The sequence below is a fragment of the Paenibacillus sp. J22FR83 genome (assembly GCF_059691955.1).
In genome coordinates, this window is sequence record NZ_JCAUAM010000008.1 from 236,365 (window position 1) to 249,906 (window position 13,542).

Consider the following 13,542-nt stretch of genomic DNA (forward strand, 5'->3'; position numbering starts at 1 on the left):
TGAAAGAAAGAAGGGGTATCTATGAAAAAGAAATTGCTTGTACCTATGCTTCTCGCTATGACTTTCACCGGTGGAACACTCATTGCCGGCTGCAGTGGAGCACCTGCTGCAAATAAACCCGCTGACAAACCAGCGGAGAGCAGCAAAGCGGTAGCTAGTTCTAAACCAGTTAAGCTTGATATCATTGAGACCGGCAGCGGTCTTCCTTCTCCAGATCAAGACATTATTAAGCAAGAGATAGATAAGGCGTTGAACACAGATCTTAATCTAACTGTATATGCATCAGGCGATGATTACAAAAATCAGTTAAATGTACGTATGTCTTCTGCGAATTTCCCAGATTTGTTCGCTGTAGACCGCCAGCAACTAAAGCAATTCACAGATCAAGGGCTTCTTCTTGACCTAACGCCTTATTTAGACAAACTGAAGCCGACCAGAGACTTTATTGGCGAGGACAGCTTGAAGAAAGGGATGCTAAACGGTAAAACGTATGCGATTTCGAAATCGCCGCAGGTTCCCTACAATACGTATTGGATTCGTCAGGATTGGTTGGATAAGTTGAATCTAAAAGTCCCTACCACACCGGATGAATTGCTCGAAGTCGCCAAAGCTTTTACAGAAAAGGATCCTGACGGTAATGGGAAAAAAGATACGTATGGCCTCACAGGCGGTAAAGTTGGTGCTTTTGATACCGTTTTCGGAGCCTTTGGCGTTGGTCAAGACGGTGGCACACCGAGCATCTATGTTAAAGATAATAAAATGGTGAACGCGCTATATGATTCTGGAATGAAAGATGCGCTTGCTTTTGTTCAGAAAATGATCGCTTCTGGTTCTGTGGATCCTGAGCTTTTGGCCAATAATGGTCTTCAACATCAACAAAAGGCGATTAAAGGGCAAGCCGGTATCGTTTATCTGGATTGGCCGAATATGACGAAGGACCAATTCGTTGAACAAATGAAAGCGGTTAATCCGAATGCCAAATGGGTGCAAGTCGATGCGTTGAAAGGTCCAGGCGGTAAATATGCAAGCGTCTACGACATTGGGAAATCAGCAGCGATGTATGCGATTCCGAAGTCGCTTGAAAAAAATCCGGAGAAGCTGCAAAAGGTCATCGATTTACTTAATTATGTTTCATCGAAAGATGGTTCCATGCTGGTACAATACGGCGTGAAGGGCAAACACTACAATCTCGAAGGAACGAAAGTGGTACCGACCGATCTGATGGGCAAAGAAGGTGGTTACTTCTGGTTGTATCAATTCGCAGGACGACCGGAAATGGAGTATTTGACAGTGAAATTCGGTCCGCAGGCCAAGTTTATGGAATTTGCAAGTAAACAGCCGCATATCGATGGATTGGCAGGTTTCGTTGACATGCCAACCGGCTATAATGCCGCAGACGCGAGCCGTTACATTGAAGAGGAGTTTTCCAAATTCCTGTACGGCAAACGTCCGCTTAGCGAATATGACAGCTTCCTTAAAACATTGGAAAGTTCCATGAATTATAAAGCGTATTTGGATGCAGCGGAGAAAAGAATTAAAGAGCTCGGCTACTTGAAGTAACATGGTGAGGAAAGGAAGGAAAGAGTGCTTCCTTTCCTCGCTTTAACGCTGTAATTTACTCGTGTAAATAAAGGGATTACACCATCAAAAGGAGTGAATCGCTATGACGACGAATAATTTGGACATTCCTGCTTTAATCCAACAATTTAATGAGAACGGTTATTTGATTCTACCTGGCATTTTATCGGAAGATAAGGTCAACCGGTTGAATGCCGCCATTGATAGGATTGTTGCCGAGGAGCCGGAATCCCTGGCGTATAACATCTATAACAGTGTGGAGCGTGAAGATGAAATTGCTTCACTGATCGACGAGCCCTCACTGCTCCCGTTAATGGTCAATCTGCTCGGCTTTAACATTCAACTGCATATCTCGCATTTGACCATTCGGAAGCCGAATCCAAACGATGTGAAAACCGAGTCACACAGCTTCATTAACTGGCACCAAGACGGACCGCATCCGCAGTTCCCGAAACAAAACGGCATCACCTCTACGTATTACATCAAAACGTGCTATATTCTGAGCGACATGTCACAGCCGGATCGCGGCAATACCAAAGTAATTCCGGGCTCACACAATAAGCCGTTTCATCCGGAAAGTCAGGACGTGAATGGTCAAGTGGCTGGCGAAGTACAAGTCTGTGGTAAACCTGGGGATGTATTTATTTTCCCACAAAATTTATGGCATGCTGGGGCGCCTAACCGCTCTGAGTTTACACGCAGACAATTATTTCTGGGGTACAGTCCGATTTGGATGAGACCTATTGATTACCGCACCGCATCTGACCGGTTGTTGGAAAATGCGTCACCTGAACGTAAGCAGTTATTGGGCGTTGTTGACAAAGATCCGTTTAAATACTACGTCCCACAGGAAGCCATGGTACCTTTGAAGGCGCTATACGTGCAGGATGCTGGGAAAAGTGTCTATAAGTAAGCTCGGTACAGTGAAACATAGGGTAAGCAGAAAAAGATGCAGCTAGGCGTTCTTATCCGGCTGAACCCACATATCCCCGGCCCAAGTATGAATATGATACCACCGTTCACCTTGCGGATCCGTCCATCGTTCGAAGGCATTAACGGTTTGAGCCGATAGCACTCCGAAGGTTGGAAAAGGCATCGTCGGAAACAGATAGAGCCTGACGTCCTTCGATAGCGTGAGTCGTTCATTGAATGCTTCAGCCCCTACAGGCTCCGCAAACTCAGGCTGAATCCAAAAAGTATTGCCATCCTGGGACCGAACATGGTAGACGCCATTCTGTGTTTTTTCCAAGGCAAATACTTTCTGTGGAGGAATCATTTTGACCTCTGAAGGACTTTGCAGACGATTTGATGTATCATAGTTCTCCATATACAAGGTTTCGGTCGGCAGATCCATTTCCTGATTCACAATCTCCATATCTAGTAACATTTGAGGTTGAGAGACAACCCACATATCTCCTAGCCACGAAGTCTCAATGCGATAAGAGTTGGTTAAATACGATGCAGGTGATTCAAATACGGCATTCGCATGAACCGTTTGCGGGGCGAGTACAGCATCCGTCCTCGTCGATAGAGAAGGTTGCGTATACAGATAGGAGTCCCACAGCAGTGCGATGTTCGTATCAAGCGGCTTGACGATGCCAATTCTGTCATAATTCAGGTGCATCCAGAGATCACCTGCCCACGTAGTCTTAATTTTAATCCATACCTTTTCCCCGCGCTGTTTGGTGTACCAATCTGGCTCCGCTTCAACCGTAGTCACATCTTGAGGAGTGAGTGCTGCGAATGGTTTGCGAGATTCGTCTGTTGTGGCGTAGAGCGGTGTGTGCTCGAGTAAGGTGATGACTGGTGGGATAATAGGCGGAATAAATTCTTTGCGCGGCGGTGGCGCAGCGTGTGCATGTAAAGTGCTCATAAAAGTGAAAGTGATTAACAAAACAGGGACGAGAGTAATGACATTCCGGATTCGTTTTTTGAATGGCATTTACGGTTATCACCTCAATTTCCTAATGTTGTAAATATAGACTCGTTAGAGAGCTGAATGGTTGCGGAAGGCATCAATTTTCTTCAGAATCATTTAGCTCTTGACGCATTATAAAATAATGGGTAATATTACCATAATCTTAGTAGAGTGGGGTAATCATATGTATACTTTGATTCTAGGACAGCTTCATCATCATGAAAGGCGTTAACACATTCTTATAGTTCAGGGATGGGTTAACGCTATTCGCGCTTCTCATCCCTGCGATCTATAACGCGCAGGCCTTGGGGTCTAGCGCGTTTTTTAATTCAGCACATAGAGATGACGTAAATTAGGGGGAGAGATTTATGTACATCAGATATCATGGAAATTATGCTAGTCCTAAGACGAAACAACCTTATGGCATTTTTGTTGTTATTTATCACTTATACCGTGACGGGAAGCTTTCGGAAAGTGACATCAAGTTGTACCTAGATACGAAGGAATGGTTCGAACAGAATTTGCCCAATCCACCTTTCTACGATGATAACAACTCTGTACATGCAATAACCTGGTTTAAGGATGATAATAAGACGCCAGAGATGAGATTCCACTTGCAGTCATTCATTGATATTGCTAAGAAATACAACGTCGAAATCATGAGATCCATGTCCAAGGAACTTCCTGGCATACTGATTTATGAAGATGAATACCAAGTTGGCATCATTTCTCGTGAACCTAACGAGTTAGTGAGGAAGAATAAGAACATAGTTCTTATAGGTATGTCTGGAGCCGGTAAGAGCACCTTAGGTGTTGTGCTTGCAAAAGCGTTAGGAATGGACTTCGTGGATACAGATATTGTTATACAACAACAGGAAGGTAGATTGTTACAAGAGATTATTGATCATGAGGGTATCGAAAGGTTTTTGGATATCGAAGAAAGAACCGTTTCCAAGTTGCAACTGAAGAATTGCGTTATATCTACAGGTGGAAGTGTTATCTATTCAGATAAGGCTATGAATATCCTTCAACAACATGGTCAGATCATTTACTTGCATGTTCCCTATGAAGAAATTCAGAGAAGGCTAAAAAATGTAACAACCAGAGGCATTGTGATAAAGAAGGGAAATACGCTTAAAGATGTTTACGAGGAGAGAGTCCCTTTATACACTAAATTTAGTGATATTACTATTAATTGCTCTAATAAGGAGATTGAACAATGTGTTAGCGAGATGATAGATTTGGTGTCCTGGAAAGGTGTGTAGAAAACAATTAAGAGTATAGCAAATCCCCGTCGCTGAAAATAAAATACGGCAATGTTTGTCAAGGAGGCCACCGAGTGATCCTAGAATGGAAGAAAAATACGCGGCTTGACAGTATTAAAATACTTGTTAACGAAATGTTATTTTCCATTGGAAGTAGGGTTGGAAGACATGAAGCAACAGTCTACATGTATGGCGTTTCTACATTTTCTTCAATGCTCGCCATGAAGCGAGGGCATAATCAAGAAATAGCAGCGATCACTGGACTGCTTCATGATTATTATTTTTTCAAAACTGGAATCGCTGATTTTCCTGGTCCTAATAGTGCCGAAACGGTGAGAGTAATATTACGAGATACAGGGATGTTCACCAAAGAAGAGCAGCTTACGGTGCTCCGGGCTATCTTTTACCAGCAAGATAACAGTCGAAGCAATGATCCCTATGAAGAAATGATTAAGGATGCGATTACACTTCAGTTGTATTTTCAAAGTATCGTCTGCAAATTATCTCGAATGGATGTAAAACGCTTGGAAAAGCTGCTTAATGAACTTGGTTTTCTTGGTGAGTCACTAGAGGAGATGATGGTCCTTCAAGATGAGGAAACGAGACCAAGATCAAACGAAGACAAACGTCGAAAGTTGGCCGATATTGCAGAAATGCTTGCAGGGAAAGAAATAATCGGGGTACCAGGGGATAAGTATTATCAGGATATTTGTAAATATTGGCCGGATGCGAATATATATAAGGTTCTGATGAATAGTTGGTGTGCATCGTTTGTGTACCATACGTGTAGGTTGGCTGGATTTCTGTTGCCTATTCGGTATCCGAATGGGATCCATAGGTTAGCTGGTGTAGGTGCGTGGCTAGAGTGGTCTCAATTACCCGAAACGGGGTTCTTCCATCAGGACGAGCAGGCTGGTTTTACGCCTCAACGCGGTGATATCGTCATCTACGATAAGCTTCTATCTGACCAAGCACATGATCATATTGGGATTGTTCTTGCCATCAACGAAAGTCAAATTTTGGTTGCGGAAGGCAACAGGGATAACGATAATTACTCTAGCATTTTTTATAGGGATAGAAGGCATTGTATTCTAGGTTATATCCGAATCGACAATAACTATCAATATCGCTTCAGTGGTGATTATAATCCATTGTAAGCTTTATCCCATATACATGAGGTTGAGAGGGGATATGAAATGAGTGAAACTAACATCCACGAGACCCAGCCTGAGCAAATAAAAATGTATAACAACGATAATTTTGTTGATGAGGATCTTCGTTCTATTCAAAATGTTGAAGGTGGAGGACCAATTAAAAAAATGGATCTCCATACAATGCCGCGTCCTCTAAAAGCATTCGGTTATTTTTTCATCTCCATAGTAATGATATTTGGTACGATAATCGTCGTCGTCAGTCTTTTACGTTAAATCCGATAGGGTAAAGTATAAAAGTGGAGCAGTTTAGCCAAAGGAGAAAATTGGAATGAATATCCAAAAAAGTAATTCCACTGGGAGTCATGTTGCTCGCCCTTATGATTTCGGGATGTGTGGATAGGGAGGCTCACCTTCAAAATGGTGAATCTGCATCGCCGCATATCTCACTGCCCATCACAACTCCGTCGACTACAGATGTACACGTAGCGAAAGAAGATAACACAATCCGAGCAATAGGAACGCATGCGGACGGGCGACTGCTCGTCAAACCTGTGAGCAAAGCGAGTGTTGCCCCCTTGGGGGCACCTAGCTGTTTCGGAGTGGAGACTGATCTCCGTTGGTCAGGAGATTATGAGGTGGTATGGGAACCCAAATCCGCGGGGAAGGAAACCTCAATTCTTACATTTCCCATTGACTTAGAGATTGTACAACCCAATGACTCACCGGTTATCATGCAGCCATTTGCTCTTGAAGATACGAATATATTTGCTTATGTTCCTCGTTATACGGATTGTCATGGACTTGAAACTTACCTTATTGGTGTAAGTAAGGGGAGGGCTTTTCCGATAACTTTTGAGATGAAACCTGAAGTGAATTGGGCTTCTATAAACCAACTTCCTCGACATCCATTCAAGGTTGCTGGCGGAGAATTGATCGTGACTGGCGGTTATGGGGCGGGACAGGATCTCATTAACATCTATCATTTCAGATATGATCCCAAGAAAGCGTCAATGATTCTACAAAGTACAAATCAGGTGAAGCCAAGCGAATTATAACCGGGACTCCCCGACTTGACGCTTGCCTGGAGTGGGATGCAATGGAACCTATGGAAATACGGGCCTTTCTGGAGATACCACGTACCGATTCGAAGCTGTCGGACAAGGTGATTTTTCTACTTATTCGACTGTGAAGCTCCCCGTACAAACATTGATTGGGTTGAATCCGTGAGTGGGGGGAGTGGAAGGGGGATGAGTCGTAAGGTAAAGGAGGAAGTTGGAGCAAGAGGAAGATAAGAGTATGAGTAGCTCAGATGGAAGGACGGTAACAAGAGTAGTGAGAATATTAGCAAGAGTAAGTTGTATGAGTACGAAGTATAGATAGAAAACAAGAGGCGGTTTCAAAGTCTATGTAGACTTATTGAAACCGCCTCTTCTTCGTTATTGACCCATATGATTTAATTGGATTTTCTCCATCTATTTGAGACGGATTTATCTAATTCGGGTTATTAACTGTATTTCTTGTAGTTAAATCTCTTCCATTGTCTCGATTTTTCAAATTTCATAGAATTTACCTGTACTTTTTCCATCTAATCACGAAAATACCTCAAATTCGAGAGCATTAGCTGTAGTTTTTACATCTAAATGTGATGCGGCAGTGGGACATCCCTTTTGCAATGCCAGTGTGAAGAATTAGTCAGGAAAAACCCACTTAAAGTAGCCTAGTCAGTCCCAAAAGTTAGTTTAGTCCGATTTTTCCGAACTAATTAACCAATTAAGGCAGCGAGATCTGGATAAGGACGTTTTAAGTGGGCAAAGTCGGACTAAAGCTGCTAAACACCGTCAACGCTCGGAATTAAGTGGGTAAAGTCTGACTAAAGCAGTCCAGTACCCCCGATTAAGCTGTCCTGATGGGAGTATAAACTCAGCGCTACTTCACGTCATACCCCTTCGCGATGGATGGTTCGATCCATCGCTTCTCGGTATGCTCGCGGCGCAGAAGGACGACGCGTTCGGGGTAGACGTCGACGATCAGGCTTTGGCTGAGCGCCTGCGTCTCGGGCTCATTCTTAGCGCTCCATACCTCGCGGACGGAGGCGCTGGAAGCGGCAAGGAACTTCAGCTGCTTCACTTGGCTGGTCGTTTCAACGTTCCAGTGGGTGTGCCCACTGAACAAAATGACGTTCGGGTGCGCGTCAAGCAGCGCACGCAGTTCCTTGTGCTGGACGACGCCCAGCTCCTGATCGGTCCCATCCAGCGTCTGCGGCAGCGGCTGGTGGAGGAACACGAACACGGGCTTGCCGGCATCCGCCGAGCTCGCCGCTGTGAGTCGCTCGCTCAGCCAGCCGAGCTGTTCGGGAGAGAGGTACGCATCCTCGTTGATGGATGCGTCCACATCTCTATACGCTTCCCCGCTAAGGAATAGGAAGCGGTAGCCCTCCACGACAAGCTCGTGATACGGCTTGTCATAGCCCATCATGCGGTTGAACAACGCAACCGCATCACCGCTTGTCCACGAAGTGTTCATCTTCGTGTAATCCATCTTGCCATTCGGCGCGTGGTACACGCCGTAGTACTCATGGTTGCCCATGGTGGCCTGCACAGGGGCATGAGGCTGGCGGCTGAGCAGCCCCAGCAAGCTGCGGTAATCGCTCTCACTGCCATTCGTGAGATCTCCGTTCAGGACAAGCAGCTTGCTATCCGGGCGCAGCTCATGGTGATCCGCGAGCGCTTGCCGCAGTAGCAACTGGGAAGACGAATCCGTCGATATAACATGAACGTCGCTCATGACCGAGAAGGAAAACAACGGTGCAGCGGTTTTAATCTCGTTTTTCGCAACAGCTTTCAGCTCTCCTTGCACAGCAACGTTTTGCATCTCAACCTGCCCAGGGGCAGGTTGTGCCTCTTCCTGCGCAGTAACGGCTTCCAACTCTCCTTGCGCAGCCGCAATTTGTATCTCCCCCTGCACAGCCCTAGAAGATTGTGTTTCTTCCCCAACAGGGTTAATCAACGCCAACCCCAATATAACAACGAGACCACTTCGTATAATAGATAGGAACATAGAATACCAACCTTTCTTATGTAAATTGTCGTGATTATCTTCCTTTATGTCTTTTCTTTAACCATAACTTTCGCACTCTAACCATTGTGTGCCCATTATCTTGACCTCTACCGGCTTCAACCTCACGCCCTACTGGTATTCCCCCGCAAAAAAGAAATTATTTAACTACCCAATTTTTGTAATTCGCTTGACTTTAACGTTACTTGGTTGTATGGTTAATTACATGAGTAACTAACCGATGTAGTAACGAAAGTGGTGGTGAGGATTGTGGGATTTATGATGGATGATAGCCGCCCGATTTTTGTGCAAATCGCAGAGAAGATTGAAGATGACATTATCGAATCACGCATGCCGGAAGAATCGCAGGTTCCTTCTACGAATCAATTTGCAGCCTTTTATCAGATCAATCCGGCAACGGCAGCGAAGGGTGTTAACCTGCTGGTAGACCAAGGGATTTTATACAAGAAGCGTGGCATTGGGATGTTTGTAGCGGAGGGAGCGAGGGCTAAGCTGATGGAGAAGCGGAAAGAACTCTTTTATGAGCAATATGTGGTGACGATGGTGAGAGAAGCCGAGAAGCTGGGCATAACGGTAGCGCAATTAACTGAGATGTTACGGAGAGGGGAGAAATCATAATGACGAACGTTGTTGAGGTAAAAGGACTGACGAAGTCCTATGGTAAAGTGACGGCTGTGGACCAAGTAAGTTTTAAGATAGAGCCTAACAAAATTTACGGCCTACTCGGCAGGAATGGCGCAGGCAAGACGACTATCATGCATATGATCTCCGCCCAGCAGTTTGCGACTAGCGGGGAGCTTAAAGTGTTCGGCGAGGAGCCATTTGAGAATAGCAAGGTACTGAATCAAATTTGTTTCATTAAAGAGAGCCAGAAATATCCGGACACGTTTCGCATTATAGATGTAATGGCAGTGGCCAAATCGTTATATCCGAACTGGGACGAAGCCTATGCAAACTCACTAATTGAAGATTTCCGACTTCCAATCAAAAGGAAAATCAAAAAGCTGTCCCGAGGCATGCTGTCCTCTGTTGGGATTGTGGTGGGACTCGCAAGCCGTGCGCCATTGACGATTTTCGATGAGCCATATCTCGGCTTGGATGCAGTTGCGAGAGTACTTTTCTACGATCGCTTGCTGGAAGACTACGCAGAGTATCCGCGTACAGTTATCCTTTCTACGCATCTGATTGATGAAGTGAGTCGTATGTTAGAGCATGTGCTCGTGATCGACAACGGGAAATTGATTCTTAATGAAGATGCCGATGCGCTTCGCGGCAGAGCTTGTATGGTTTCTGGCTTGAAATCAGCGATAGACGCCTTTACACGTGGGAAAGAAGTGCTCGAACGCACGGCAATTGGTTCTGCTGCAACAGCAACGATCATCGGTGCTCTTTCCGCGGAAGATCGTAAATACGCCGAAGAATTAGGACTCGAATTTACGCCGGTTTCCATCCAGCAGCTTATCGTTCATCTGACACGCACGCAAGTGACGGGAAAGGGGTCTGAATCCTTATGAATCGAGTCAACCAAGTTGTAAAGATGCATCTGAGGAACAAGTTCACGTGGTTCTTGGTTCCATGGGCCATTCTGGCCGCTAACTTTCTAATTAATGCTGTCATCGCCAGCTCATTGAATGACGGTGAAGTTGTAAATACGGGTGCGCTTGCGTCTATCTTTGTCTATACGTTGATCACAGGCACGCTTACGCTCAAAGAAACGTTCCCATTCGCCATTGGTCTTAGTATTCGGAGAAAAGATTATTTCCTCGGTACAGCCTTGACTGTTCTGATCGTCAATGTAATTTCAGGGAGTGCCATGACGATACTCGCGGCCATTGAACATGCTACGAATGGGTGGAATGTGAATTTACATCTTTTTGAAATCAAGTTTCTAGGCGATCTACCGTTCATCGGCATACTAGGGATTAATATCATCCTGTTGATCAATTTGTACTTCATTGGATTTACCATTTCGAGCTTGCATCGCCGATTTGGCGCCATGTCCATGTACATCTTTTTTACAGCGGGGCTGTTGCTAGGGACGATCTTGTCTTACACGATGACACATTTCGGGCTATGGGTTGAACTTGCTCATTGGATAGCCAATAACTATATGGACTTATTCTGGTGGATGATCCCGATGGTAGGCGTCTACATGATCATCTCCTATGGATTGATTCGCAAAGCTGCCGTATAAAAGTACAAAAAGAGCCTCAGAAGAATCACTTCTGCAGGCTCTTTGTTTATCGATTAAGCTGTCAACTTCGCTAGGTAATCATCCAATTGTTTGAATGTTCCGCCGAAGCCTTGCTCCATGGAACCTTTCATCGAAGCGTAGAACCCAATTTCTTCTTCTGTCGCGTTGATCGGGCCGCCCTTCATGGTAATAATGGTATGGCCGTCTTCTTCGGTCATCGTTAATTCAGTAATGATTTCTAGTGGGAAAACAGAGCTGAACGGTGCACGAATGATATTCCCATCGCTATCTGCAAACGAAGTGACATACACCAATTTCGTAGGAGCTTCTACTTCGCGGTAGGAGAATCTTCCGAACATTTCGAAGCCTTCAGGGCTCTTCATCCCATAATGGAATATGCCTCCTGGACGAACGTCCAATGCTTTCACCGTCAACTCCATACCTGTCGGCCCCCACCATGCTGCTAGATGCTCCGGCTGTGTCCATACGCTGTACACAAGCTCAAGCGGTGCTTTCACGATACGCGTAATCTCCAGTTGAACCTCAGTACCATTCCCTGTCATTTCAAAAGCATTTTGTTTCATCATTACCACGCCTCCATCGTTTCAAATGTGTGTGATTCAGGACCGACTATTCGTCAGTCGGCTTCGATTCTTTGGCTTGCATTGCCTGTAAATAGGCTTCCATGCGATCAAACTGTGTTTCCCATAGGCGACGGAAGGAACCTAGCCAGTTCTCCATGTCTTGAAGGGACTGCGGCCGCAGTTTATAGAGCCTTCGATTCGCTATGGGCTGTACATCTACAAGTCCTGCTTCACTAAGTACACGCAGATGTTTGGATACTTGCGGTTGACTTAGGCCGAGCCGCCCTGCAATCTCCCCTACCGTCAGGGGACCGTCTCGCAGAAGCTCAACCATGTGCAAGCGATGTGGTTCGGCAAGAGCACTGAATATCGTATTCATGCATTGAATATAACTTAAATGGAATATTCCTGTCAAGGAATATTCATGTTTCTATGTATCTATCATTAATTTCCATAGGAAATGTATAGAAACCTTACTTTTAGCCGAGTCTAGTAGCTATAACTCTATTAATTTTTTTCTAGGAGGAGCTATAACTATGACCTTTCGTAAACTATGTATATCGACCTTATCCCTCATCGTGTTACTTGGTTTGTGGTTCATGCAATCCAAGGCGTATTCGTATCCGTCAAGCTTTGATGATATGTCTATGTCACCTGTCTATGTGGCCTCTTCAACTGAAAGCTCGGATACTTCAACAGCTGAAGCTCCAGCCGCCGCAGCAGTCGAGCAAGCAACGACAACGTACAAAGTGAGCCGAGGAGATACCCTGTTCCAAATAGCCAAAAGCTTTGAAATCGCTGTCGATGACCTTATTTCTGCCAATTCGATATCGAATCCGAATCAACTGACGATTGGACAAAGTCTAACCATTCCGCTTGTCGCTGTCGCATCTACCTCATCCGAGAACCAGCCCAAAATTATCAAAAAAGTCATTAACACAACGCTAACCGCGTACACCGCGGGCTTCGAATCGACAGGCAAAAAAGCTTCTCACCCCACATACGGGATTACATATAGCGGAATCAAAGCTAAGGAGGGACGTACGATTGCTGTAGATCCAGCCGTTATTCCCTTAGGATCAACAGTATTCATCGAAGGCATTGGTATCCGAAAAGCGGAAGATATCGGCTCAGCGATTCGCGGCTCTCGCATAGATGTCTTCATGAATGATTTGGGCCAAGCACAGGAGTTTGGCGTGAAAAAGAACGTGAAGGTGTACGTGTTAGATAGGGAAACCGTGTAAGGTTGAATGCGCTGGATGAAAGGAGTTGCCCATGGGCAGCTCCTTTATTGCGTGGTAACAGCGTTCAGATAAGGGGATGCCCGTCTATCACAGGTCGTAGACCCACCCCGACTAAGGTCTAGGAGCAAATACCGTCCACGGTCCGTTTTGGAAAGACGCGATTTTACCTAGAATAAAGACATGAAGAAGACGACGACAAACAATGAAAGGCGGTGACGAAACGATGAAAAGAAATACAGGTTTAGCCGCTCTGCTAATCGCATTCGGCGCACTGATTTTATTCAATAAGCTAGGCTTTCACTTAGGAGACTTTATTGGATCGGTGATGGGATATGTGATCCCCCTCATCATGGTTGGACTGGGTTACGTAGGGATTAAGAACGATAAGAAAATAGGATGGGTAATTGCCGGTATCGGTATCATCATTCTAGTAAGTAAGCTGGCAGGTTGGATCATTATCCTTCTAGCAATCGGATTAATCGGATATGGATTTTCCATGTTAAAGGGAAGAACAGCTTAATGTAAAAGCA

General features: G+C 45.1%; 15 protein-coding genes. 11 read left to right on the top strand and 4 right to left on the bottom strand.

The features are described from left to right. Window positions 1-21: 21 nt before the first annotated feature. Together AC58PV_RS16500 and AC58PV_RS16505 are read left to right on the top strand one after the other, a co-directional pair. Window positions 22-1,560 carry an extracellular solute-binding protein gene (locus AC58PV_RS16500; protein ID WP_497433304.1) on the top strand — a complete coding sequence of 513 codons (1,539 nt, stop codon included), beginning with the start codon at window positions 22-24 and terminating at the stop codon, window positions 1,558-1,560. A 103-nt stretch (window positions 1,561-1,663) separates the two neighbouring features. After that, a complete protein-coding gene (locus AC58PV_RS16505; RefSeq protein ID WP_497433305.1) occupies window positions 1,664-2,491 on the top strand; it encodes a phytanoyl-CoA dioxygenase family protein in 828 nt (275 codons plus the stop codon). A gap of 42 nt (window positions 2,492-2,533) precedes the next feature. On the opposite strand, the gene AC58PV_RS16510 is transcribed toward AC58PV_RS16505, so the two are convergent. Then, the gene (locus AC58PV_RS16510) at window positions 2,534-3,520 is read right to left on the bottom strand and encodes a hypothetical protein (RefSeq protein ID WP_497433306.1); all 987 of its coding nucleotides are present in this window, start codon (window positions 3,518-3,520) and stop codon (window positions 2,534-2,536) included. Between the two features lie 344 nt (window positions 3,521-3,864). On the opposite strand from AC58PV_RS16510, the gene AC58PV_RS16515 reads away from it, so the two are divergent. From AC58PV_RS16515 to AC58PV_RS16530, 4 genes are all read left to right on the top strand, one after another. Continuing rightward, window positions 3,865-4,761 carry a shikimate kinase gene (locus tag AC58PV_RS16515; protein ID WP_497433307.1) on the top strand — a complete coding sequence of 299 codons (897 nt, stop codon included), beginning with the start codon at window positions 3,865-3,867 and terminating at the stop codon, window positions 4,759-4,761. Between the two features lie 74 nt (window positions 4,762-4,835). Beyond that, window positions 4,836-5,918 carry a CHAP domain-containing protein gene (locus tag AC58PV_RS16520; RefSeq protein ID WP_497433308.1) on the top strand — a complete coding sequence of 361 codons (1,083 nt, stop codon included), beginning with the start codon at window positions 4,836-4,838 and terminating at the stop codon, window positions 5,916-5,918. A 39-nt stretch (window positions 5,919-5,957) separates the two neighbouring features. Next, window positions 5,958-6,188 carry a hypothetical protein gene (locus tag AC58PV_RS16525; RefSeq protein ID WP_497433309.1) on the top strand — a complete coding sequence of 77 codons (231 nt, stop codon included), beginning with the start codon at window positions 5,958-5,960 and terminating at the stop codon, window positions 6,186-6,188. An 89-nt stretch (window positions 6,189-6,277) separates the two neighbouring features. Further along, entirely contained in the window at window positions 6,278-6,970 is a 693-nt protein-coding gene (locus AC58PV_RS16530) for a hypothetical protein (RefSeq protein ID WP_497433310.1), read from the top strand. Window positions 6,971-7,841: 871 nt separating this feature from the next. Here the strand turns inward: AC58PV_RS16530 and AC58PV_RS16535 are convergent. Beyond that, window positions 7,842-8,921, bottom strand: coding sequence for a metallophosphoesterase family protein (locus tag AC58PV_RS16535; protein ID WP_497433311.1), 1,080 nt, complete (start codon window positions 8,919-8,921; stop codon window positions 7,842-7,844). 318 nt (window positions 8,922-9,239) lie between these two features. Between AC58PV_RS16535 and AC58PV_RS16540 the strand changes: the two genes are divergently transcribed. The 3 genes from AC58PV_RS16540 to AC58PV_RS16550 are packed head-to-tail and all read left to right on the top strand — an operon-like array spanning window position 9,240 to window position 11,184. Beyond that, on the top strand, window positions 9,240-9,608 hold the full coding sequence (locus AC58PV_RS16540; protein WP_497433312.1) for a GntR family transcriptional regulator: 369 nt from the start codon (window positions 9,240-9,242) through the stop codon (window positions 9,606-9,608). Continuing rightward, complete coding sequence (locus AC58PV_RS16545; protein ID WP_497433313.1) at window positions 9,608-10,504, top strand: ABC transporter ATP-binding protein; 897 nt, start codon at window positions 9,608-9,610, stop codon at window positions 10,502-10,504. Before AC58PV_RS16540 ends, AC58PV_RS16545 begins: the two co-directional genes overlap by 1 nt. Beyond that, window positions 10,501-11,184, top strand: a complete 684-nt coding sequence (locus AC58PV_RS16550) for a hypothetical protein (RefSeq protein ID WP_497433314.1) — start codon at window positions 10,501-10,503, stop codon at window positions 11,182-11,184. The genes AC58PV_RS16545 and AC58PV_RS16550 overlap by 4 nt, the downstream gene beginning before the upstream one ends. Before the next feature lie 53 nt (window positions 11,185-11,237). Here the strand turns inward: AC58PV_RS16550 and AC58PV_RS16555 are convergent, their stop codons facing one another. After that, window positions 11,238-11,771, bottom strand: coding sequence for an SRPBCC family protein (locus AC58PV_RS16555; RefSeq protein WP_497433315.1), 534 nt, complete (start codon window positions 11,769-11,771; stop codon window positions 11,238-11,240). Between the two features lie 43 nt (window positions 11,772-11,814). After that, the gene (locus AC58PV_RS16560) at window positions 11,815-12,147 is read right to left on the bottom strand and encodes an ArsR/SmtB family transcription factor (protein WP_497433316.1); all 333 of its coding nucleotides are present in this window, start codon (window positions 12,145-12,147) and stop codon (window positions 11,815-11,817) included. Window positions 12,148-12,304: 157 nt separating this feature from the next. Between AC58PV_RS16560 and AC58PV_RS16565 the strand changes: the two genes are divergently transcribed. Both AC58PV_RS16565 and AC58PV_RS16570 read left to right on the top strand, forming a co-directional pair. Then, complete coding sequence (locus AC58PV_RS16565; RefSeq protein WP_497433317.1) at window positions 12,305-13,012, top strand: 3D domain-containing protein; 708 nt, start codon at window positions 12,305-12,307, stop codon at window positions 13,010-13,012. Window positions 13,013-13,235: 223 nt separating this feature from the next. After that, window positions 13,236-13,532, top strand: a complete 297-nt coding sequence (locus AC58PV_RS16570; protein ID WP_497433318.1) for a LiaF transmembrane domain-containing protein — start codon at window positions 13,236-13,238, stop codon at window positions 13,530-13,532. The last annotated feature ends 10 nt before the right edge of the window (window positions 13,533-13,542 follow it).